This is a genomic window from Nocardioides halotolerans DSM 19273, assembly GCF_000422805.1.
Taxonomy (GTDB): Bacteria; Actinomycetota; Actinomycetes; order Propionibacteriales; family Nocardioidaceae; genus Nocardioides; species Nocardioides halotolerans.
This window is the reverse complement of sequence record NZ_AUGT01000020.1, coordinates 33,707-55,070: the sequence shown is the minus strand read 5'-3', so window position 1 is coordinate 55,070 and position 21,364 is coordinate 33,707. Positions and strand designations below refer to the sequence as shown.

17 protein-coding genes are annotated in these 21,364 nt (G+C 71.4%); 6 read left to right on the top strand and 11 right to left on the bottom strand.

The features are described 5' to 3' along the window. Positions 1-21: 21 nt before the first annotated feature. The 9 genes from G514_RS0104730 to G514_RS0104690 form a co-directional block, all read right to left on the bottom strand. The gene (locus tag G514_RS0104730) at positions 22-1,014 is read right to left on the bottom strand and encodes an electron transfer flavoprotein subunit alpha/FixB family protein (protein WP_028650818.1); all 993 of its coding nucleotides are present in this window, start codon (positions 1,012-1,014) and stop codon (positions 22-24) included. Further along, on the bottom strand, positions 1,011-1,784 hold the full coding sequence (locus tag G514_RS0104725; protein ID WP_028650817.1) for an electron transfer flavoprotein subunit beta/FixA family protein: 774 nt from the start codon (positions 1,782-1,784) through the stop codon (positions 1,011-1,013). The genes G514_RS0104730 and G514_RS0104725 overlap by 4 nt, the downstream gene beginning before the upstream one ends. Further along, positions 1,781-4,321, bottom strand: a complete 2,541-nt coding sequence (locus G514_RS0104720; protein ID WP_028650816.1) for a GcvT family protein — start codon at positions 4,319-4,321, stop codon at positions 1,781-1,783. The genes G514_RS0104725 and G514_RS0104720 overlap by 4 nt, the downstream gene beginning before the upstream one ends. 151 nt (positions 4,322-4,472) lie before the next feature. Beyond that, on the bottom strand, positions 4,473-5,462 hold the full coding sequence (locus G514_RS0104715; RefSeq protein ID WP_028650815.1) for an ABC transporter substrate-binding protein: 990 nt from the start codon (positions 5,460-5,462) through the stop codon (positions 4,473-4,475). A gap of 77 nt (positions 5,463-5,539) precedes the next feature. Then, positions 5,540-7,615, bottom strand: coding sequence for an ABC transporter permease (locus G514_RS24930; RefSeq protein ID WP_084151786.1), 2,076 nt, complete (start codon positions 7,613-7,615; stop codon positions 5,540-5,542). Continuing rightward, positions 7,612-8,700 (bottom strand): quaternary amine ABC transporter ATP-binding protein, encoded by a 1,089-nt coding sequence (locus G514_RS0104705; protein ID WP_028650814.1) that lies wholly within the window; start codon positions 8,698-8,700, stop codon positions 7,612-7,614. Before G514_RS0104705 ends, G514_RS24930 begins: the two co-directional genes overlap by 4 nt. Then, complete coding sequence (gene betA / locus G514_RS24925; RefSeq protein ID WP_051246808.1) at positions 8,697-10,412, bottom strand: choline dehydrogenase; 1,716 nt, start codon at positions 10,410-10,412, stop codon at positions 8,697-8,699. The genes G514_RS0104705 and betA overlap by 4 nt, the downstream gene beginning before the upstream one ends. A 100-nt stretch (positions 10,413-10,512) precedes the next feature. Further along, positions 10,513-11,982, bottom strand: coding sequence for an aldehyde dehydrogenase family protein (locus G514_RS0104695; protein WP_028650813.1), 1,470 nt, complete (start codon positions 11,980-11,982; stop codon positions 10,513-10,515). 130 nt (positions 11,983-12,112) lie between these two features. Next, positions 12,113-12,895 carry an IclR family transcriptional regulator gene (locus G514_RS0104690; RefSeq protein ID WP_211222040.1) on the bottom strand — a complete coding sequence of 261 codons (783 nt, stop codon included), beginning with the start codon at positions 12,893-12,895 and terminating at the stop codon, positions 12,113-12,115. A gap of 184 nt (positions 12,896-13,079) precedes the next feature. Between G514_RS0104690 and G514_RS0104685 the strand changes: the two genes are divergently transcribed. Next, entirely contained in the window at positions 13,080-13,346 is a 267-nt protein-coding gene (locus tag G514_RS0104685; protein ID WP_028650811.1) for a PspC domain-containing protein, read from the top strand. A 676-nt stretch (positions 13,347-14,022) separates the two neighbouring features. Here G514_RS0104685 and purU read toward each other — a convergent pair. Both purU and G514_RS0104675 read right to left on the bottom strand, forming a co-directional pair. Next, positions 14,023-14,901 carry a formyltetrahydrofolate deformylase gene (gene purU, locus G514_RS0104680; RefSeq protein ID WP_028650810.1) on the bottom strand — a complete coding sequence of 293 codons (879 nt, stop codon included), beginning with the start codon at positions 14,899-14,901 and terminating at the stop codon, positions 14,023-14,025. 14 nt (positions 14,902-14,915) lie between these two features. Further along, entirely contained in the window at positions 14,916-16,355 is a 1,440-nt protein-coding gene (locus G514_RS0104675) for a trimethylamine methyltransferase family protein (RefSeq protein ID WP_028650809.1), read from the bottom strand. Positions 16,356-16,439: 84 nt separating this feature from the next. Between G514_RS0104675 and G514_RS0104670 the strand changes: the two genes are divergently transcribed. The 5 genes from G514_RS0104670 to G514_RS24920 are packed head-to-tail and all read left to right on the top strand — an operon-like array spanning position 16,440 to position 21,347. After that, entirely contained in the window at positions 16,440-17,207 is a 768-nt protein-coding gene (locus G514_RS0104670; RefSeq protein ID WP_028650808.1) for an IclR family transcriptional regulator, read from the top strand. After that, the gene (locus tag G514_RS0104665) at positions 17,204-17,872 is read left to right on the top strand and encodes a corrinoid protein (RefSeq protein ID WP_036563640.1); all 669 of its coding nucleotides are present in this window, start codon (positions 17,204-17,206) and stop codon (positions 17,870-17,872) included. Before G514_RS0104670 ends, G514_RS0104665 begins: the two co-directional genes overlap by 4 nt. Beyond that, complete coding sequence (locus G514_RS0104660) at positions 17,869-18,741, top strand: methyltetrahydrofolate--corrinoid methyltransferase (protein ID WP_028650806.1); 873 nt, start codon at positions 17,869-17,871, stop codon at positions 18,739-18,741. Before G514_RS0104665 ends, G514_RS0104660 begins: the two co-directional genes overlap by 4 nt. Before the next feature lie 13 nt (positions 18,742-18,754). Further along, positions 18,755-20,728 carry an ASKHA domain-containing protein gene (locus G514_RS0104655; protein ID WP_084151785.1) on the top strand — a complete coding sequence of 658 codons (1,974 nt, stop codon included), beginning with the start codon at positions 18,755-18,757 and terminating at the stop codon, positions 20,726-20,728. Positions 20,729-20,771: 43 nt separating this feature from the next. Then, positions 20,772-21,347 carry a DUF1638 domain-containing protein gene (locus G514_RS24920; protein ID WP_211222039.1) on the top strand — a complete coding sequence of 192 codons (576 nt, stop codon included), beginning with the start codon at positions 20,772-20,774 and terminating at the stop codon, positions 21,345-21,347. The last annotated feature ends 17 nt before the right edge of the window (positions 21,348-21,364 follow it).

The following is a 21,364-nucleotide window of genomic DNA, read 5'->3' as shown; positions in this document are numbered from 1 at the left end:
GCGACAAGGGTAGGTGGGTGATCACCCCCGGCGGCGGCGGATCTCCTCGTTGATCGCGGGCACGACCTCGTGCAGGTCGCCGATCACGGCGTAGTGCGCCCGCGTCACCATCGGCGCCTCCGCGTCGGTGTTGATCGCGAGGATGTGCTTGGCCGACGAGCAGCCCGCCCAGTGCTGGATGGCCCCGCTGATGCCGCACGGGATGTAGAGCTCGGGCGCGATCCGGCTGCCGGTCTGCCCGACCTGCTCGTGGTGCGGGCGCCAGCCGGCGCTGGTGACGACCCGCGAGACGCCGAGCGCGGCACCGAGCAGCTCGGTCAGCTCGAGCAGGTCGCCGAACCCGTCGGGACCACCCGCCCCGCGGCCCGCGCCGACCACGACCCGCGCCGACTTCAGCGAGCCGGACTCGTCGGCCTCCGGCTCCTCGGTCGAGACCACCCGCGCGACGAGGTCGGCCGCGGCGATCTCCGGCGTGAGGGGGACGACGTCGGCGGCGCCCGGCACGTCGGCAGGCGTGGCCTCGACCGCGTGGCCGGCCACCGAGAACACCGCAGGGCGCTGGTCGAGCAGCATCTCCTCGAGCGCCGCGCCGCCGACCACCTGCCGGGTCACCACGAACGGCGCCAGGCCGTGGAAGGTCAGCACGTTGGCGGCCATCGCCACGCCGGCGCGCGCGGCCACGTGCGCCATCAGCTCGTTGCCGCGGTCGGTGCCGGCGGCCATCACGACCACCGCCTTGCTCTGCTCGCGCACCGTGAGGATCGCGGAGGCCCAGCCGGCGCCGGAGTACGCCGCGAGGTCCTCGCCCTCGAGGGCGTAGACCGTGCGCACGCCGTAGGTCGCCAGCTCCTTGCGCAGCTCGTCGCTCGGGCCCGGCCCGTCACCGGCGAGGACGACGGCGTCGATCGGCACCCCGCCGCCCGCGGCGGAGAGGTTGCGGGCGAACGTCAGCGCCTCGAGCGACACCTCGACGGCCGAGCCGTCGAGGTTCTGCTCCACCAGGGTCAGGATCATCGCGTGAGCACCCCCAGCTCCTCGAACAGGTCGACCACGGCAGGCGCCGCCGCGGCGCCGGTGCCGAGCACCTGCACGTTGGACGGCACCGGCGGGGGCAGGAGCAGCTTGACCCGCTTGGGGCCGGTCGGCTCCGCGCTCGGCCCGCGCTCCTCGACCTCCACCTTCTTGGCCTTCATCCGCCCCGGCACGCTCGGGTAGCGCGGCTCGACACCGCCTTCGCGGATCGTCACCACCGCGGGCAGCGGCACCCGGTAGGTCTCGGTGCCGTCGGGCCCCTCGACCCGCGCGACCACGGTGTCGCCGTCGACGGACACGACGCGTGCGCCGTTGACGACCGGTCGGCCGAGCTCGTAGGCGAGTCGGATGCCGACCTGGAAGTCACCGGAGTCGGCCGCGTCGTTGCCGAGCAGCACGAGCTCGTGCGCGCGGCCCGCGGCGGCGTGGTCGCGGACCACGGCGGCGATCTCGCGGGCCACGTCTGCCGGGCCGTACGACGACGCGTCGGCCGTGACGAGGGTTGCCGCCTGGCAGCCGACCGCGAGCGCCGAGCGCAGCTGCTCGACGGCGTCGGCGTCACCGAGGGTCAGCACCGTCGCCTCGCCCCCGGTCGCACCGGTGACCTGCACCGCCAGCTCGACCGCGCACTCCTCGTGCGGGCTCATCGTGAAGCCGGCGAACCGCCCGTCCACCGCCTGGGCGTCGTCGGTGAGCACCACCTCGCTCGACGAGTCGGGGACCCGCTTCACGCAGACCAGGACGCCGGTCATCGAAGGCGCTCGTTGGCCGGGTCGAAGAGCGGCGTCGCGTCGACCGACCCGACGACGACCGGGTAGAGCTCCTCCATGTAGGAGACCGCGAGCTCGTTGCCGATCCGCGCCTCCTCGGGCGGCAGGTAGGCGAGCAGCACGTGCTTGCCCAGCGACGGCGCCGAGCCGGCGGTCGTGACGTAGGGGTGGTGGCCGTGCCCGTCGGTCAGGGTGCCGCCGTCGCGGGTCAGGACCGGCTCGCCGCCGAGCATGTAGCGCTTCATGCCGGAGGCCGAGGTGTGGTCCTCGACGGTCAGCGTGCAGAGCACCGCCTTCGGCCCGGACGACGACAGCGCCTCCCGCTGCGCGAGGTAGGCCTCCTTGCCGACGAAGTCGGCGGCCTTGACCTTGGGCCGCTGCATGCCGGCCTCGACGATCGTCCGCTCGCCGTCGAGCTCGGCGCCGTAGGCGCGGTAGCCCTTCTCGATGCGGCCGGTGGTGCCGTAGACGCCGATGCCGACCGGCACCGTGCCGTGGGTGTCGCCCGTGTCGAGCAGCGCCTCCCACAGCGTCGCCGCGTCGTCCATCGACACGTAGAGCTCCCAGCCGAGCTCGCCGACGTAGGAGATGCGCGACGCGAGCACCGTCACCCCCGCCGCGGTGAGCTCGCGGCAGGTCAGGAAGCCGAAGCCCTCGTCGGACACGTCGGCGTCGGTCAGCGACGCGAGGATGTCGCGCGCCCGCGGTCCCCACAGGCCGATGGTCGAGACCTCGTCGGTGCGGTCGGTGAGGGTGGCGCCGTCGGCGAGGTGGTCCTCGAACCACTGCCGGTCGGCCATGCCGTGCGCGCCTCCGGTGACCACGCGGAAGTGGTCGTCACCCAGGCGCATGACGGTGAGGTCGGAGCGGAAGCCGCCGTGCGCGTCGAGCACCGGCGTGTAGACGACCTTGCCGACGGCGACGTCGCACTGCGCGACGCAGGTCTGCTGCACGCTGGCGAGCGCGGCGCCGGAGCCAGCGGGGCTCTCGATGTCGAGGATCTGGAACGCCGAGAGGTCGATGACGCCGGCGGCCTCACGCATCCGCAGGTGCTCGGCGTTGATGATCGGGCTCCACCAGCGCGAGTCCCACTCGTGCTCGCGCGGCATGACCGCGTCGCCGTACTGCTCGACGAGCGGCGCGTTGGACTCGTACCAGTGCGGACGCTCCCAGCCGGCGGTCTCGAAGAAGAACGCGCCGAGCTTCTGCTGGCTCTCGTGCATCGGCGAGGTTCGCTGCCCGCGGTCGGACTCGTACTGCTCGGCCGGGTGGATGATCCCGTAGGTCTTGATGAACGACTCGGTGGTGCGCAGCCGGGTGTGCTCGCGGCGCATCTGGTGCGGGTGGAAGCGCGCGATGTCGCTGTGGCTGATGTCGATCTCGCTCCAGCCCTGCGTCATCCACTCCGCCACGGCGCGGCCGACGCCCGGGCCCTCCTTGATCCACACCGCCGACGCGGTCCAGAGGCCCTTCACGTGGCTCTCGCCGAGGATCGGCAGGCCGTCGCAGGTGAGGGAGAGCAGGCCGTTGATGGCGTAGCGCATCTCCGCGCCCTCGGCGCCGAGCAGCTCGGGCATCAGCTCGTAGGCCTGCTCGAGCTGCGGGTCGAAGTCGTCGCTGGTGAACGGCAGCTCGGTGGGCGAGAGCCTGGACTGCTCGATCGTCGGGATGTCCTCGGGCTCCATCAGGATCGCGCGGTGCGCGTAGGACCCGACCTCCATGTCCATGCCGTGCTGGCGCTCGTAGCAGAACGTGTCCATGTCGCGCACGATCGGGAAGGTGATCTCGCCGTCGTGCTCGGCGAGCTGCGGGCAGGGTCCGACGCTGATCATCTGGTGGACCGCGGGCGTGAGCGGGATGCTCACCCCGGCCATGTCGCCGATCTTGGGGCTCCAGACGCCGCAGGCGATGACGACGGTCTCGGCCTCGATGTCGCCGCCGGTGGTGCGGACCGTGGTGACGCGCTCCTTGCCGTCGGGACCGGTCGTCACCTCGAGGTCGGTCACCTCGACGTTGGGCACGACGGTCAGCACGCCCTTCTCCAGCGCGCGCTCGCGCATGATCGTGCCGGCCCGCAGCGAGTCGACCACGCCGACGCCGGGCTGCCAGAACGCACCGATGATCTGGTCCTTGTCGAGGAACGGCACCTTCTCCTGCACGAAGTCGGGGCTGACGAGCTCGGCCTCGATGCCCCAGGCCTTCGCCGAGGACATCCGGCGGCGCAGCTCCTCCATCCGCTCCTCGGTGCGCGCCACCTCGAAGCCACCGGACTCGGTGAAGACGCCCATCTCCTGGTACTGGCGCACCGAGTCGAGCGTGAGGTCGGTGATCTCTCGGGAGTGGTCGGTCAGGAAGATGAAGTTGGAGGCGTGACCGGTCGAGCCGCCGGGGTTGGGCAGCGGGCCCTTGTCGATCTGGACGATGTCCGTCCAGCCGAGCTCGGCCAGGTGGTGGACCAGGCTGTTGCCGACGATGCCGGCGCCGATGACGACGCAGCGGGCCGAAGTGGGGACGGACACGGGCTTCCTCTATCTCAAGACGTTGTTGCGTATCGTGCAATGCAGTGCGTTATAGGGAACAGCATTCAGTGTGAGGCCGACCGCCGTGCCGGTCAAGGAGCGGCGCTCCCCGACCGGCACGGTCGGCTTCGTCCGAGTCAGGAGGGTCGGCTCAGCCGAGCCACGCCTCCACCTTGTCGGGGTTGTCCTCGACCCACTTGGCCGCGGCGTCCTCGGCGGACATGCCGTCCTCGGAGATGTACTTCGCCACGACGTTCTGGTCGTCGTTGGTGAACTGCATGTTCTTCAGCAGGTCCACCGCCGGGCCACCCTTGTCGAGCCACGCGGTCGACGCGACCTTCTGCAGCTCGGTCTCGGGGTAGTCGCAGGCGACCTTCGCGGGGTCGTCCTGGCAGCCGTCGGTGTACTCGGGCAGCGCCACCCGCTTCAACGGGATGTCGGCGAAGAGCCACTGCGGCTCGTAGAAGTAGCCGATGAGGAACTCGTGGTTCTCCTCCGCCTTCTGGAACGCCGTGATGCTGGCGGCCTCGCTGCCGGAGAAGACGACCTTGAAGTCGAGGCCGAGGTTGCTCACGATCGCCTCGTCGAACTGCACGTAGGACGGGTCGGCGCCGAGGAACTGGCCCTTGCCGCCCGACTCCGACGTGGCGAAGTCCTTGGCGTACTTGTTGAGGTTGTTCCAGTCGAGGATGTCCGGGTGCTCCTCGGCGAGCCACGGCGGCACGAACCAACCGATGATGCCGACGGCGCCGAGCGGGCCGACCTTGGTCGCGCTGCCGTCACCCCCGTCGGCGAAGAACTTCTTCTCCAGGTCGGGGTGGCCCCAGTCCTCGATGACGATGTCGACCTCGCCGGTGCCGAAGCCCTGCCAGGAGACGTCCTCCTTGAGGTCCTTGTAGTTCATCTTGCAGCCGAACTCCTGCTCGGCCACCGCGCCGTACACGTAGGCGTCGGCCTCGTAGCCCACCCACGGGTTGACGGCCATGTTGACCTCGCCGCAGTCGCCGCTCTCGGCGGCCTTCTCCTCGTTGGCCTTCGTCTCGTCGTCGATCGAGCCCCCGTCGCCGCAGGCGCTGAGGACGAGCAGCGCGCACGCCGTGGCCGACACAAGTCGGATGCCGCGCTTCCAGTGGTTCCTCATTCGTTCTCCTCGTGTCGTGCTTCTCGTGTGCGTCGTAGTTCTCATCTGCTTTCCGAGCTCTCGTCCCCGTCCGGCGATCACGCCCCGCCCGCCGGGCCCAGCGGAGCGCGCGAGCGCAGCAGCGCGCGGGTCCGCGACCCGAGCCCGCGGTCGGCGCCGCCGGTGGTGTCCTGCGCCGCGGCCGCCCGGCAGATCCGGTCGATCATCACGCCGAGCAGCACGATCGTGATGCCGGCGGCCGCGCCCTTGCCCCACTCCTCCGACCGCGAGAAGCCGAGCACCGCGTCGTAGCCGAGCGCGCCCGCGCCGACGAGGCCGCCGATCACGACCATGGACAGCACGTAGAGCAGGCCCTGGTTGGTCGCGAGCACGAGCGACGAGCGCGCCATCGGCAGCTGCACCTTGGTGATCTCCTGCCACGTGGTGCACCCGGTCGAGCGCGACGCCTCGAGCGTGGCCGGCGAGACGCCCTGGATGCCGTCGGCCACGAGCTTGATCGCGACGGGCGCGGCGTAGACGACGCCGGCGATGATCGCGGTGAAGCGGGTCGGGCCGAAGAGCGCGAGCACGGGGATCAGGTAGACGAACGGCGGGATGGTCTGCCCGGCGTCGAGCAGCGGTCGCAGGGCGAGGTCGACCGCGCGGCGTCGCGCCATCCAGACGCCGAAGACGATGGCGAGCACCATCACCATCAGGGTGGCGACCAGGACCATGTTCAGCGTGATCATCGCGTCGTGCCACAGGTCGAAGTACCAGATGCCGGCCAGGCACACGACCGCGGCGACCAGCGCGCGACCACGGCCGAGCACGAACGCCAGGGCGCAGAGGCCGGCCGCGGTGACGAACCACGGCGACTCCGCGAGCAGTGACTGGAGCGGGTTGAGCAGCACCGAGGTGACGAAGTCCTTCAGGCCGCCGGTGACGCCGTCGAAGGTGCCCGTGAACCACTCGAAGAACCGGTCGACCTGGTCGGCGGACTTCGGGCCCACCTCGGTCTCGGGGAACCTCGCCGCCCAGGTGTAGGTGCGGGACAGGTAGATGCAGACGCCGACGGCGACGAGCCCGACCGCCAGCACGATCCGCCGGATGCGCGGGTCGGCGCCGCCGCGTGCGGCCTTGGCGGCGCGCTCGCTGGCGGCGGTCGTGCTGCGGTCGAGCATGATCGCCATCAGCACGATCAGCAGGCCGGGCACGAACGCGCCGCCGACGTCGTTCTTGACCAGCGCCCGCAGCACCGGCTTGCCGAGCCCCGGCCCGTCGACGTACGCCGCCAGGGTCGCCATCGACAGCGCGGCCATGATCGTCTGGTTGAGGCCGACCACGATCGTGGCGCGCGCCATCGGGAGCTGCACCTTCGTGAGGCGCTGCCGGGCGGTCTGGCCCGAGGAGTCGGTGGCCTCGATCGTCGTCGGGGACACGCTGCGGATGCCGTGGCCGGCGATGCGCACGATCGGCGGCAGCGCGTAGATCAGGGTGCAGACCACGGCGGCCGAGGCACCGATGCCGAAGAAGAGCACGATCGGGCCGAGGTAGACGAAGGTCGGCATCGTCTGCATCAGGTCGAGGATCGTCGTGATGATGCCGACGCCCACCCGGCCGCCGGTGCCGTAGTAGACCGCGAGCGGGAGGCCGATCAGCGTCGCGACCGCGACGGCGACGAAGGTGATGATGAGCAGGTCCATCGAGTCGGACCAGTAGCCGAAGATCCCGAACGCCGCGAAGGCCGCGCCGACGAGGACGGCGATGCGCCAGCTCGCAACGGCGTACCCCGTCCACACGGCGGCCGCGAGCACCCCCAGCCAGCCGATCTGCGGCACCGGCCGCGGGAAGTCGGGGATCGAGATCATCCGCGTCAGCCAGTCGAAGACCGACACGAACCACTCGCCGATCTGGTAGGTCGCCTGCACGATCGGGTTGGTGTCGCGGCTCGCCAGCACCGAGTCGCGGAACTCGGTGAGCTGCTGGTGCAGGTCGGTGTGCTCGCGGCCGGGCAGCGCCAGCGTCCGCGTGCCCTCGGTGACCTTCCACACCACGACCCAGACCGCCACGATGACGGCTGTCCACGCCCAGCGGCGCGCGGCGACGCTGCCCCGGCTCTCCGCCTCGACGGGGGCGGGGGCACCGGGCTCGGGCCGGGTCGCGAGGGTGGTCATGACGAGGCGGCCTCGTGGCTCTCCTCGGCGACGACCACCCGGAGGATCTCCTCGTCGTCGACGATGCCGACGACCTCGCCGTTGTCCATGACGCGCACCGGCAGGTCGGAGTCGAGCACGGCCTTGGCCGCCTGCCGGACGATCGTGTCGCACGGCATCGTCGGGCCGGTCAGGTCGTCGTCGGGCCGCGGGTCGCGCATCACCCACTTCAGGGTCAGCACGTGCGAGCGCGGCACGTCGGAGACGAAGTCGCGGACGTAGTCGTCGGCCGGAGCGCCGACCACCTCGTCCGGGGTGCCGATCTGCACGATCTCGCCGTCGCGCAGGATCATGATCCGGTCGCCGAGCTTGAGCGCCTCCGCGAGGTCGTGGGTGATGAAGACCATCGTCTTGCCGAGCTCGTGGTGCAGGCGGATGACCTCGTTCTGCATGTCGCGCCGGATCAGCGGGTCGAGCGCCGAGAACGGCTCGTCGAAGAGGAGCAGCGAGGGGTCGTTGGCGAGCGCGCGGGCCAGCCCGACCCGCTGCTGCATGCCGCCGGACAGCTGGTCGGGGTAGGAGCGCTCGTAGCCCTTGAGCCCGACGAGCTCGACGATCTCCGAGGCCTTCGCGCGCCGCTCCTTCTTGCCGACCCCGCGCACCTCGAGGCCGTAGGCCACGTTGTCGAGCACCTGGCGGTGCGGCAGCAGCCCGAAGTGCTGGAAGACCATCGAGGTGTGGGTGCGGCGCAGGTCGCGGAGCTCGCTCTCGCTGGCGGAGACGATGTCATGGCCGTCGATCTCGACGTGGCCGGCGGTGGGCTCGATGAGCCGGGTCAGCAGCCGGACCAGCGTCGACTTCCCGGACCCGGAGAGGCCCATGACCACGAACACCTCGCCGGGCGCCACCTCGAAGGAGACGTCCTTGACGCCGACCACGCAGCCCGTCTTCTCCTTCAGGTCGGCCCGGCTCAGGTCCGCGTCCGGCGTGCCGATGACGCGGTCGGAGCCCTTGCCGAAGATCTTCCAGAGGTTGCGCACCGTCAGGGCTGCGTCGCCGTTGGGCGGCACCCGGGTGGCGGGCTCGGGTTCGGTGATGGCGGTCATGGCTGGTCCTCTGTGGTGTCGGCTGAGCTGTCGGCTGAGTTGCGGATGTCGCCGGGCGGGTAGAGCGGACTGCCGTCGCCGTGGCGGTACCACGGCACGTCGGCGGGGGGCAGGGGCGTGTTCCCCGCGATGAGGTCGGCCGCCTTCTCGGCCACCATCATCACGGGCGCGTAGATGTTGCCGTTGGTGACGTAGGGGAAGACCGAGGCGTCGACGACCCGCAGCCCGTCGACGCCGTGCACGCGCATCGTGGCGGGGTCGACGACCGACCGGTCCTCGACGCCCATCGCGGCGGTGCACGACGGGTGCAGCGCGGTCTCCGCGTCGGCCCGCACCCAGTCGAGGATCTGCTCGTCGGTCTCGACCTGCGGCCCGGGCTGGAGCTCGCCGTCGTTGTACGGCGCGAAGGCCGGCTGGTTGAGGATCTCGCGGGCGACGCGCACGGCCTCGACCCACTCGCGCCGGTCGGTCTCGGTCGAGAGGTAGTTGAACAGCAGCGACGGGTGCTCCCGCGGGTCGCGCGAGCGGATCCGGACGTGGCCGCGGGTGTCGGCGTACATCGGCCCGATGTGCACCTGGTAGCCGTGCCCCTCGGCCGGCACGGAGCCGTCGTAGCGGATCGCGACCGGCAGGAAGTGGAACATCAGGTTGGGGTAGCGGACGTCGTCGTTGCTGCGCGCGAAGCCGCCGCCCTCGAAGTGGTTGGTGGCACCGAGCCCGCGGTGGTGGACCAGCCAGTTCCAGGCGATGCCCGGTCGCGCGCGCCAGCGCAGCCCGGGCGCGATCGAGACCGGCTCCTTGGAGGAGTACTGCACGTAGACCTCGAGGTGGTCCTGGAGGTTCTCCCCGACGCCTGGCGAGTGGTGCACCACGTCGATGCCGAGGCCCTTCAGCAGCCCCTCGTCGCCGACCCCGGACAGCTGGAGCAGCTGCGGGGTGTTGATCGCGCCGCCGCAGAGGATCACCTCGCCCGCGTCGACGCTGCGGCTCCGGCCCGCGCGCCGGTAGTCGACGCCGACCGCGCGCGTGCCGTCGAAGCGGACCCGGGTGACGAACGCGAGGGTCTCGACGGAGAGGTTCTTGCGGTGCCGGACCGGGTGGAGGTAGGCGCGCGCGGCGGAGAGCCGGCGGCCGCGGTGCAGGTTGCGGTCGAACGGCGCGAAGCCCTCCTGGCGGTAGCCGTTGACGTCGTCGGTGAGCGGGTGGCCGGCCTGCTGCACGGCCTCGAAGAACGCCCCGAAGAGCGGGTTCTGGACGGGCCCGCGCTCCAGCACCAGCGGCCCGTCGCCACCGCGCCAGTCGTCGGCGCCGGCGAGGCAGGTCTCCATCTTCTTGAAGTAGGGCAGGCAGTGGGCGTAGTCCCACTCCTTCATCCCCGGCTCGGCCGCCCAGCGCTCGTAGTCCATGGGGTTGCCGCGCTGAAAGATCATCCCGTTGATGCTCGACGACCCGCCGAGCAGCTTGCCTCGCGCGTGGAAGACCTCGCGGTTGTTGAGGTGCGGCTCGGGGTCGGTGCGGTAGCGCCAGTCGTACAGCCGGCTGCCGATCGGGAACGGAAGCGCCGCCGGCATGTGGATGAACGGGTCGATCTTCCAGTCGGAGTGACCGGCCTCGAGGACCAGGACGGTGGTGGCGCCGTCCTCGGACAGGCGGTTGGCCAGGGCGCACCCGGCGGAGCCACCGCCGACGATGACGACATCGTAGCGCTTCATGCCTCCTCCCTCCGGTCGTCCGCAGCGTGGGCACCTGCGGGTCCACCGCTGGTCGAGCTTGTCGAGACCACCGCAGCGAAGGCACCTGCTCGACCCGGACTCATCCGCTGAACCACCGCTGCTCGGCCGGACGGATGTTGTGCCAGACGTGCTTGGTCTCGCGGTACTCCTCCAGCCCGGCCTGCCCGAGCTCGCGGCCGATGCCGGACTGCTTGTAGCCGCCCCACTCGGCCTGCGGCACGTAGGGGTGGTAGTCGTTGATCCAGACCGTGCCCATCCGCAGCCGGGCGGCGACGCGCTGTGCCTTGCCGGCGTCCTGGGTCCAGACCGCGCCCGCCAGCCCGTAGATGCTGTCGTTGGCGACCCTGACGGCGTCGTCCTCGCTCGCGAAGGTCTCGACGGTGAGCACCGGACCGAACGACTCCTCCTGCGTCACCGACATCGTGCTGGTGCATTCGTCGAGGATCGTGGGCAGGTAGTAGAAGCCGTCGTCGAGCTCCGGGTCGTCGGGCGCCGACCCGCCGCAACGGAGGGTGGCACCCTCGGCGAGGCCGGCAGCGACGTACGCCGCAACCTTCTCGCGGTGCGCGGCGCTGATCAGCGGGCCGCTCTCGGCCTTCTCGTCGCGGGGGCCACCCAGGCGGATCGCCCGCGCGCGCTCGACGAGCCGGTCGACGAACTCGTCGTGGATCTCCTCCTGCACGAGCAGGCGCGCGCCGGCCGAGCAGACCTGGCCGGAGTGGAGGAAGACCGCGGTGAGCGCGTAGTCGAGCGCGACCTCGAGGTCGGCGTCGGCGAACACGATGTTGGGGTTCTTGCCGCCGAGCTCGAGGGCGACCTTCTTCACGGTCGCGGCCGCCGCCGCCATCACCCGGCGGCCGGTGACCAGCCCGCCCGTGAACGACACCAGGTCGACGCGGGGGTCCTCGGCCAGCAGCGCGCCGGCCTCGGCCCCGGCGCCGAGCACGAGGTTGCCGACGCCGGCGGGCAGCCCGGCCTCCTCCAGGACGCGCAGGAGGTGGATGCTCGTGTGCGGCGTCAGCTCGCTCGGCTTGAGCACGAACGTGTTGCCCGCGGCCAGGCACGGCGCGACCTTCCAGCTCGCCTGGAGCAGCGGGTAGTTCCACGGCGCGATCAGCCCGCAGACGCCGAGCGGCTCGTGGACGATCCGGCTCACGACGTCGGGGTTGCCGGTGTCGACCATCCGGCCGGAGTCCTCGGCGGCGATCCGGCCGTAGTGGCGGAACACCGAGACGACGTCGGCCACGTCGTACTGGCTCTCGACGAAGCGCTTGCCGGTGTCGCGCGACTCGGCGTCCGCGATCGTGTCGGTGTCGCGTTCGAGCAGGTCGGCGGTGCGCAGCAGGAGGTCGCCCCGCTCGCGCGCGGACGTGCCGGGCCAGGGGCCTTCGTGGAACGCGCGGTGCGCGGCCGCGATCGCTGCGGCGGTGTCGTCGGGTCCGGCCTCGTCGATCTCGGCGACGACCTGGCCGTCGGCCGGGCAGACGATGGTGCGGCGCCCACCGGCGAGCGCGCTCACCCACGATCCGTCGACGTAGAGGTCTGGCACCCTGTCGTCCCCTTCGCAGCTCGCCGGGCGACGTTGCGTATCATGCAACTCGTTGCGGAGTTCGCAACGGCAGTCGTCCTCGCAGGATAGGACTCCTCACCGCTGTGTCAACGGTCTGACGTGGGTGGGGTCAGGTCCGCTGCCCCCACCCGAGCCGGTGCGAGACCTCCGTGGCGGCCGCGACCAGCATCGGTACGACGTCCTCGAGCCGCTCCTCGGTGAGCCGGAACGTCGGCCCCGAGATGCTCATCGACGCGATCACGTCGCCGTGCGCGTTGCGGATCGGCGCGGCCGCGGCGGTGAGCCCGGTCTCGAGCTCGTCGACGGCCACGGCGTACCCGGCCTCGCGCACGTGCTCGAGCTCGTCCTTCAGCTCCGAGCGCCTGGTGACGGTCTTGTCGGTGAACCGCGGCAGCTCCCGCAGCGCGGCCTTGAGGTCCTTGTCCGACAGCTCGCTGAGCAGGACCTTGCCGTTGCTGGTCGCGTGCAGCGGGATGTGCTGGCCGACCCAGTTGTGGCTCTGCAGCGCGCTGCTGCCCGCCACCTGGTCGAGGTAGAGGGCGCTGGTCTCGCTGCGGACGGTGATGTTGACGGTCTCGCCGGTGTCGGCGGCGAGCTGGCGGCAGACCGGCCGCGCCTCGGTCACCAGGTCGAGCCGGGCCGTGGTGGCGCCGGCCAGGCGGAGGTTGCCGACACCGAGGCGGTAGCGACCGCGGTCGCCGTCCTGCTCGACGAGCCGGTGCGCCTCGAGGGTGGACAGCAGCCGGAACGCCGTCGACTTGTGGACGCCGAGGTCGCCGGCGATCTCGGTGACGCCGGCCTCGCCCTCGCGGGCCAGCATCTCGAGGATCGTCAGGGCCCGGTCGACGGACTGCACCGACGCCGGCGACGCCTCCGTCTCGCTGACCGCCATGCGCGCACCGTACCCCTGTCGGCGTTCCTGTCCAGCGAGCCCGTCCAGCGACCCTGAGCTCGGGGGCGGTCGGGCGTCAGGGTCGAGGCAGGGCGTCACCCGATGGGGCGGCGGCCCGCGACGGGGCACAGTGGACGCAGGAGGAAACGCCTCCACCAACCGTCCCAAGAGAGCTGCGATCACCATGAACGACATCCACCAGAGCTTCGCCGGCCACGGCCTGGTCCGCCCCCGGCAGGGGCGTGTCCTCGGCGGCGTCTGCGCCGGCCTGGGCCAGCGCTTCGGCATCGCACCGTGGACGGCGCGCCTGCTGTTCGTGCTGGTGTTGATGGTCATCCCCGGCAGCCAGATCCTGATCTACCCGATCCTCTGGATCCTGATGCCGGCCCAGGACGGCGTGGTCGTGCCCGGTGCCGCGCACACCACGCCGCCCACCTCGCCGGCCGGCTGAGGCCGGTCGCCTCGACCGAGGCCGGCCGCCTCGGCTGAGGCCGGCCGCCTCGGGTCGCGCCGGGTCAGCGGTGAGTCAGCAACCTCTGTCCATCCGACTCGCGCCTCCTCAGGTTGCCTGCTGACCGCTGCTCTGGCTCGAGCCCGGGCAGCGGTCAGCCAGCAACCCCCAACCACCCGACCCACGGCCGCCCAGGTTGCCTGCTGACCTCCGCACTGGCCCAGCCCCCGGCAGCGGTCAGCCAGCAACCTCCATCCACCCGACCCACGGCCGCCCAGGTTGCCTGCTGACCTCCGCACCGACCCCAGCCCCGGCAGCGGTCAGTAAGCAACCTCCATCCACCCGACCCGACGGCCCCCGGGTTGCCTGCTGACCGCCGCCCCGACCCAGCCCCCGGCAGCGGTCAGCCAGCAACCCCCACCCACCCCCCACCGCCCACCCAGGTTGCCTGCTGACCGCCGCACCGCCCGCAGGCCCACTTGTGCGCCCGATCCGCCCGGGTCGATCATGTGGCCGAGGGACATGACGAAGGCGATTCGGTGCCGGGCTCGGCTGGCACACGTGGGTCACGAGGTACTCCAGCGACGGCACGTCCAGGTTCCTGGTCTGCCGCAGGTGCGCGAAGGAGACCGACTTCAGCCCGCGGCAGTGGTGGGTCGACGAGTAGCCGGACCGCTCAGCGGAAGACCACCGTCCGGTTGCCGTGCATCAGCACCCGCGTCTGCGAGTGCCAGCGCACGGCGCGCGACAGCACGGCCGCCTCGACGTCGCGGCCGGCGGCGACCAGCTGCTCGGGCGAGTGGGTGTGGTCGACGCGGGTGACGTCCTGCTCGATGATCGGGCCCTCGTCGAGGTCGCCGGTGACGTAGTGCGCGGTCGCGCCGACCAGCTTCACGCCGCGCTCGAACGCCGCGTGGTAGGGCTTGGCGCCCTTGAAGCTCGGCAGGAACGAGTGGTGGATGTTGATGGCGCGGCCGCTCAGCCGCCGGCACAGCTGGTCGGACAGGATCTGCATGTAGCGCGCCAGCACGACCAGGTGCACCTCGTGCTGCTCGACGAGCTCCATCAGGCGCGCCTCGGCGTCCGCCTTGGTGTCGGGCGTGACCGGCAGGTGGTGGAAGTCGAGGCCGTAGGACTTCACCAGCGGCTCGGCGTCGAGGTGGTTGGAGACCACGCACCGCACGTCGATCTGGAGGTCGCCCGTGCTGTGCCGGAACAGCAGGTCGTTGAGGCAGTGCAGCTGCTTGGAGACCATGATCAGCGTGCGGTACGGCGCCGAGGCCGACCACAGCTCGAAGTCCATCTCGAACTCCGCCGCCGTCGCGGCGAAGGCCTCGCGGAGCGCGTCGGCCGTCGTGGGCGTGGCGACCTCGAAGTCGATGCGCATGAAGAACCGTCCGGCCTGCTGGTCGCCGAACTGCTGGCTCTCCATGATGTTGCCGCCGTGCTGCATCAGGAACGACGTGACGGCGTGCACGATGCCGGGGCGGTCCTCGCACGAGAGCGTGAGGACGTAGTCGCCGACCGGCTCGTTGGGCACCGAGGTGACGCTCATCAGCGGATCCCCCTTCAGTCGCCGAGCTCGGCGCGGCGGCGGACGACGTACTCCTCGAGCTCCTGGCGGATCGCGTCGTCGAGGGGCGGCGGCTCGTAGTCGGCGAGCTTCTGCTGGTAGATCTCCGCGGCCCGGGCCGCGGTGTCCTTGGCGCCGTTGCGCATCCACCGCTCGTAGTTCTCCGACGACGACAGCATCGGCCGGTAGAAGCAGGTGCGGAAGCGCTCCATCGTGTGCATCGCGCCGAGGAAGTGGCCGCCGTGCCCGACCTCCTCGTGCGCGCCGAACGCCATCGAGTCCTCGTCGATCTCCAGCGGCGTGAACTCGTGCTGGAGCATCTGGACGAGCTCGACGTCGATGATGAACTTCTCGAACCCGGCGACCAGCCCGCCCTCGAGCCAGCCGGCCGAGTGCATCACCCAGTTGGCGCCGGCGAGGAACGTCGGCAGCAGCGTCATCAGCGCCTCGTAGCCGGCCTGCGCGTCGGGCACCTGCGACGAGGTCAGGCCGCCGCCGGTGCGGAACGGCAGCCCGAAGTGCCGCGCGATCTGGCCGGTGCACAGCAGGCCGATGCCCGACTCCGGCGTGCCGAACGTCGGCGAGCCCGACTGCATGTCGATGTTGGAGAGGAACGACCCGAACACCACCGGAGCGCCGGGCCGGATCAGCTGGGAGAGCGCGATGCCGCTCAGCGCCTCGGTGATCTGCTGCACCAGCGCCGCCGGGATCGTCACCGGCGACATCGCGCCCATCAGGATGAACGGCGTCAGCACGACCGGCTGGTTGGCCGCGGTGTACTCGAACTGCGCCTCGAGCATCCGGTCGTCCCAGCGCAGCGGCGAGTTGCAGTTGATCAGCGAGATCGTCGCCGGCGTCTGCTCGATCGCCTCGCGCGAGCCGAACAGGATCTCGGTCATCGCGATGGTGTCAGCGGCGTTGGTGCCCGAGACGACGTTGCCCATGTAGAACTTGTCGGTCAGCGTCTGCAGCGCGTAGGTCATGTCGAGGTGGCGGCTGTCGAGCGGGGTGTCGTTGGGCTCGTTGATGACCCCGCCGGCCGAGTCGAGGGCGTCGAAGCTCTGGGCGAGCCGCGCGAAGTTGCGGAAGTCGTCCATGGTGCCGTCGCGGCGTACGTCGCCCTCACGGACGAACGGCGGCCCGTAGACCGCGCCGAAGGCCATCGAGTCGCCCCCGATGTGCACCGAGCGCTCGGGGTTGCGCGCCTGGAGGTCGAACTCCCGCGGCGCCTTGGCGACCTGCTCGAGCACGAAGTCGGGGTCGAGGAACACCGTGCGGTCCTCGACCTTCTGCCCCGCGGCGCGGAACAGGTCGAGCGCGCGGTCGTCCATGAACTCGACGCCGATCTCGGTCATCAGGCGCCGCCACCCCTTCTCGAGGGTCGCCATCGCGTCCTCCGAGAGGATCTCGTAGCGAGGCATCTGGTTGCGGAACATCGGCCTCTCCTCCTAACCTCATGTTGTGGAACAAAGGTTCCACATCATGGAACCGCGTGGGAAGCCCCCCGGAGGAGCGATCAGATGAGCGGCACCCAGGCCGTCGACCGAGCGGCACAGCTGGTGTCCTCCGTCGTCGCCGCCGAGGAGCCGCTCAGCTTCGCGGAGCTCCAGGAGGCGAGCGGCCTGGCGAAGTCGACGACCTCGCGCATGCTCTCCGCCCTCGAGCGCAGCGGGCTGCTCGAGCGCGACGGCGACGGCGGCTACGTCGCCGGGCGCCTGTTCTGGTCCTACGCCGCGCGGCACGACCCGTGGGAGGAGCTGGTCCGGCTGGCTCACCCGCTGATGGAGCAGATCGGCGAGGAGACGGGCGAGACCGTGCACCTGTCCGTGACCCGCGGCGAGAAGGTCGTGCAGGTCGCCCAGGTCGACTCGCGCTACCTCCTCGGCACCCGCGACTGGACCGAGATCGAGGTGCCCAACCACACCTCGGCGCTCGGCAAGGTCTTCTACGCGTGGGCCGCGCTCCCGGTGCCGCACGGCCACCTCGAACGACTCACGGACGACACCGTCACCGACCCCGACGCACTCCGCCGCGACGGCGCCCTGGCCCGCGAGCGCGGCTGGGCCACCACCCGCGACGAGCTCGAGGTCGGGCTGACCGGCGTCGCGGTGCCGGTCCGTGGCCCGAGGAGCGACGTCGTCGCGGCCCTGGGCATCTCGGGACCCACCCAGCGGCTGGAGGACCGGCTCGCCGAGCTCGGCACCAGCCTGTCGACCCACGCCCAGCAGCTCTCCGCGCTGCTGCGCGGCGGCACCACCGAGATCCACACCGAGGAGGGCGTGGCATGACCAGTCCGGACGAAGTCCTGCAGGGGCTCTACGACGAGACGCTCGTCGGCAACGCCCCCCGCGTGCTCGAGCTGACCGAGGAGGGCCTGGCGCTCGGCATGGAGCCGCAGAGCCTGCTCTTCGACGCGCTCATCCCCTCGCTCGAGGAGGTCGGCGCGCGGTTCGAGCGCGGCGACTTCTTCGTGCCCGAGATGCTGATCGCCGGCCGCGCGATGGCCGGTGCGATGGAGCGGCTGCGTCCGCTGCTCGCGGAGACCGGCGTCGAGACGGTCGGCAAGTTCCTCATGGGCACGGTGAAGGGCGACGTCCACGACATCGGCAAGAACCTCGTCAACATCATGCTCGAGGGGGCCGGCTTCGAGGTGATCGACCTCGGCGTCCAGGTCGCGCCGGAGAAGTTCGTCGCCGCGATCGAGGAGCACCAGCCCGACATCGTCGGCTTCTCGGCGTTCCTCACGACGACCATGCCGATGTTCAAGGCCAACATGAACGCGCTGGAGAAGGCCGGAATGCGCGACCAGGTCATCGTGATGGTGGGCGGTGCGCCGGTCACCCAGGAGTACGCCGACGCGGTCGGCGCGGACGGCTACGCCGCCGACGCCTCGGCCACGGTCAAGCGCGCGAAGGCGCTCCTGCACGAGAAGCGCAGCAAGGTGCCCGCATGACGCAGACGCACGAGACCGTCCTGCGCTCGGCGTCCAGGGAGGTCGTGATCGGCCACGGCCGGCGCTTCTGCCTCATCGGCGAGCGGATCAACCCCACCGGCCGCAAGATCTTCCAGGAGCAGCTGCGGGCCGGCGACCTCTCGGCCATCGAGCGCGACGTGAAGGCGCAGGTCGAGGGCGGCGCCGACGTGCTCGACGTCAACATGGGCGTGCCGCTCACCGACGAGCCCGAGCTGCTGGCGAAGGCCGTCCAGCTCGTGCAGACGCTGACCGACCTGCCGATCTGCATCGACTCCTCGGTCGTCGAGGCCCTCGAGGCGGGCCTCTCCGTCTACCAGGGCCGCGCGCTCGTCAACTCCATCACCGCCGAGGACGACCGGATGGAGGCGATCCTCCCGCTGGTCAAGAAGTACGACGCCGCGGTCATCGCGCTGCCCAACGACCACGACGAGATCCCGATGGAGTGGGAGAAGCGGCTCGACCTCGTCGACAAGATCGTCCGCGTCGCCACCGAGGAGTACGGCATCGCCAAGGCCGACCTCGTCATCGACCCGCTCGCGATGCCGATCGGGGCCGACACCGGCAACTCGCTGGTGACCTTCGAGGCGATGCGCCAGATCCGCGACCGGCATGGCCTCAACATGACCTGCGGCGCCTCCAACGTCTCCTTCGGCATGCCCGACCGCCACACGCTCGGCGCCGCGTGGCTGCCCATGGCGATGACCGCCGGGCTGACCAGCGCGATCATGGACACCCGCACGCCGCAGGTCGTGGAGGCCGTCAAGGCTGCCGACGTGTTCCTCGACCACGACGAGTGGGGCATGGCCTGGATCTCCGCCCACCGCGCGAAGGCCGCTGCCTCGGCATGACCACCTCGTCCCCATGAGCGACTCGGTCGAGGAGTTCGACCCCGACGCTCTGCGGCGCGAGGGGCTGATCGCCAGCCCGGGCGCCGAGGCCGTCGCCCACGACGGCACGGGTCGCGTCGACCTCGCCTTCACCGTCGAGGAGCGGGTCGACGGCAAGGACGCGCCGCCCACCCAGCGGTCGGTGCGGGTGCCGCCGGGCGTGACGGTCTTCGACTCGGCGTCCTGGAACGGCATCGCGATCGACTCCACCTGCGGCGGCCACGGCACCTGCCACAAGTGCAAGGTGAGGCTCACCCCGGCCACCCCGGCGACGCGGCACGACGTGCGCACCTTCAGCCGCGAGCAGCTCGACGACGGCTGGCGGCTGGCGTGCCTGGCCCGCGCGACCCGCAACCACGAGGTGGTCGTGCCGCCGCTGACCACCCGGCCCAAGGCCGCGACCGTCGGCGTCGGCCGGCAGGTGATCCTGCGGCCCGCCGTGCAGAAGCGGTACGTCGAGCTCAGCGAGCCCACGCTCGAGGACCAGGTGACCGACCTCGACCGGCTGCTCGCCGCGATCGACGACCTCGAGCCGCGGGCCGACCTCCACGTCCTGCGCCGGCTGCCGCGGGTGCTCCGGGCCGGCGACTTCAAGGTCACCGCCGTGGTCGTCGACGAGGAGCTGATCGACGTCGAGCCGGGCGACACCACCGGGGTCCGCTACGCGGTGGCCTTCGACCTCGGCACCACCACGGTCGTCGCGACGCTGCTCGACCTCGTCACCGGCACGCCGGTCGCGGTGGCCTCGATGCTCAACAAGCAGCAGCCGTTCGGCGGCGACGTGATCAGCCGGATCAGCGCGACGATGCTCGACCCCGACGCGCTCGAGCGGCTCCGGGTCGCCGCGTGCGACACGCTGGCCGAGCTCGCCGCACAGGTGTGCCGCGAGGGTGGTGTGGACCCTGCGCACGTCTACGAGGCGGCCGTCGCCGGCAACGCCACCATGACCGCGCTGGCGCTCGGCATCGACCCCGAGCCGCTGGGCGTGGCGCCGTTCGTCATGTCGACGGCGATGCCACCGACGGTGCTCGCGACCGACCTCGGTCTTGGCCTGCACCCGCGGGCGCGGGTGATGATGTTCCCCGCCCTCGGGGCGTACGTCGGCGGCGACATCGTCGCCGGGATGCTCGCCTCGGGCATGGACCGCGACAAGCGCACCCGCCTGTTCATCGACGTCGGCACCAACTGCGAGATCGTGCTCAGCGACGGCGACCGGATCGTGTCGACCGCGGCGCCGGCGGGGCCGGCGTTCGAGGGCGGCGCGATCCGCTGCGGCATGCGCGCCGACGACGGCGCCATCGAGGTGGTCACGCTGACGCCCGAGGGCGAGGCCGCGGGCGTGGCGCTCGGGGTCATCGGCGACGTCGCCCCGAAGGGGCTGTGCGGCTCGGGGCTCGTCGACGCGGTGGCCGAGCTGGTCCGCGTCGGCCTCCTCGACGCGACCGGGCGGTTCGTGGCCGACGACGTCGCGAAGGAGCTCGCGCCCGGGCTGGCCGACCGACTCACGACGCTCTCCTCCAACCGCGGCGAGGAGCGGGTGTTCGTGCTGCACCGCCCGGCGGTCGACGCCGACCCCGCCGACTGCGTGGTGCTCTCGCAGCGCGACGTGCGCGAGCTGCAGTTTGCGAAGGCCGCAATCTCGACGGGATGGACGCTGCTGCTGGAGGAGCTCGGCCTCGAGCACCGCGACGTGCAGCAGGTGCTGCTCGCGGGGTCGTTCGGCAGCTACCTCTCCGCGGCGTCCGCGATCCGCATCGGGCTGGTGCCGAAGCTGCCCGTGCTCCGCATCGTGGCCGCGGGCAACGTGGCCGGCGAGGGCGCGAAGATGGCGCTGCTCTCGATCCGCGAGCGGGCCGGTGCCCAGGCGCTGCTGGAGGAGGTGACCTATGTCGAGCTCTCCGACCGCCCCGAGTTCAACGACAAGTTCGTCGAGCAGCTCGCGTTCTGAGATGCCGGTGGCGCTGGTGGCGTGCGGGGCCATCGCCCAGCCCGTGGCTGAGATCGTCGAGCGCCGCGGCTGGCCGGTCGCCGTACACCCCCTGCCGCCGCTGCTCCACAACCAGCCGCACCTCATCGCCGACGAGGTGCGCGACCTCGCCCGTGCACTGGCGCTGTGCCACGAGACCGTCGCCGTGGCGTACGCCGACTGCGGCACCTACGGCGCCCTCGACGCGGTCTGCGCCGAGCTCGGCCTGCGCCGGCTGCCGGGGCTGCACTGCTACGACCTGTTCGCGGGCGAGTCGCGGCTGGCGTCGTTCCTCGACGACGAGCCCGGCACCTACCTGCTGACCGACTTCCTCGTCCGGTCCTTCGAACGCACCGTGGTCCGCGAGCTCGGCCTCGACCGCCACCCCGAACTGCGTGAGGACTACTTCCGCCACTACACGCGCGCGGTGTGGCTCGCCCAGGACCCGACCCCCGAGCTGCGCGCCCTCGCCGACGGCGCCGCCGCGACCCTCGGCCTCCCCCTCACCGTCGTCGAGACCGGTCATCGCCGGCTCGAGGCCGCGCTCGAGGCCCTGCTCGGCGGGTCCGCCGCCGGGACCGATTCGGCGCCTTTGCGCTGAATCGGTCTTAGTTGGGA

What these genes read in the sequence shown, in the direction of transcription:
- G514_RS0104670 (WP_028650808.1), top strand. Translation starts at nt 16,440, where the DNA reads ATGAGCGGCACCCAGGCCGTCGACCGAGCGGCACAGCTGGTGTCCTCC.
- G514_RS24930 (WP_084151786.1), bottom strand. Translation starts at nt 7,615, where the DNA reads ATGACCACCCTCGCGACCCGGCCCGAGCCCGGTGCCCCCGCCCCCGTC.
- betA (WP_051246808.1), bottom strand. Translation starts at nt 10,412, where the DNA reads ATGAAGCGCTACGATGTCGTCATCGTCGGCGGTGGCTCCGCCGGGTGC.
- G514_RS0104705 (WP_028650814.1), bottom strand. Translation starts at nt 8,700, where the DNA reads ATGACCGCCATCACCGAACCCGAGCCCGCCACCCGGGTGCCGCCCAAC.
- G514_RS0104660 (WP_028650806.1), top strand. Translation starts at nt 17,869, where the DNA reads ATGACGCAGACGCACGAGACCGTCCTGCGCTCGGCGTCCAGGGAGGTC.
- G514_RS0104725 (WP_028650817.1), bottom strand. Translation starts at nt 1,784, where the DNA reads ATGACCGGCGTCCTGGTCTGCGTGAAGCGGGTCCCCGACTCGTCGAGC.
- G514_RS0104715 (WP_028650815.1), bottom strand. Translation starts at nt 5,462, where the DNA reads ATGAGGAACCACTGGAAGCGCGGCATCCGACTTGTGTCGGCCACGGCG.
- G514_RS0104665 (WP_036563640.1), top strand. Translation starts at nt 17,204, where the DNA reads ATGACCAGTCCGGACGAAGTCCTGCAGGGGCTCTACGACGAGACGCTC.
- G514_RS0104685 (WP_028650811.1), top strand. Translation starts at nt 13,080, where the DNA reads ATGAACGACATCCACCAGAGCTTCGCCGGCCACGGCCTGGTCCGCCCC.
- G514_RS0104690 (WP_211222040.1), bottom strand. Translation starts at nt 12,895, where the DNA reads ATGGCGGTCAGCGAGACGGAGGCGTCGCCGGCGTCGGTGCAGTCCGTC.
- G514_RS0104655 (WP_084151785.1), top strand. Translation starts at nt 18,755, where the DNA reads ATGAGCGACTCGGTCGAGGAGTTCGACCCCGACGCTCTGCGGCGCGAG.
- G514_RS0104675 (WP_028650809.1), bottom strand. Translation starts at nt 16,355, where the DNA reads ATGTTCCGCAACCAGATGCCTCGCTACGAGATCCTCTCGGAGGACGCG.
- G514_RS0104730 (WP_028650818.1), bottom strand. Translation starts at nt 1,014, where the DNA reads ATGATCCTGACCCTGGTGGAGCAGAACCTCGACGGCTCGGCCGTCGAG.
- purU (WP_028650810.1), bottom strand. Translation starts at nt 14,901, where the DNA reads ATGAGCGTCACCTCGGTGCCCAACGAGCCGGTCGGCGACTACGTCCTC.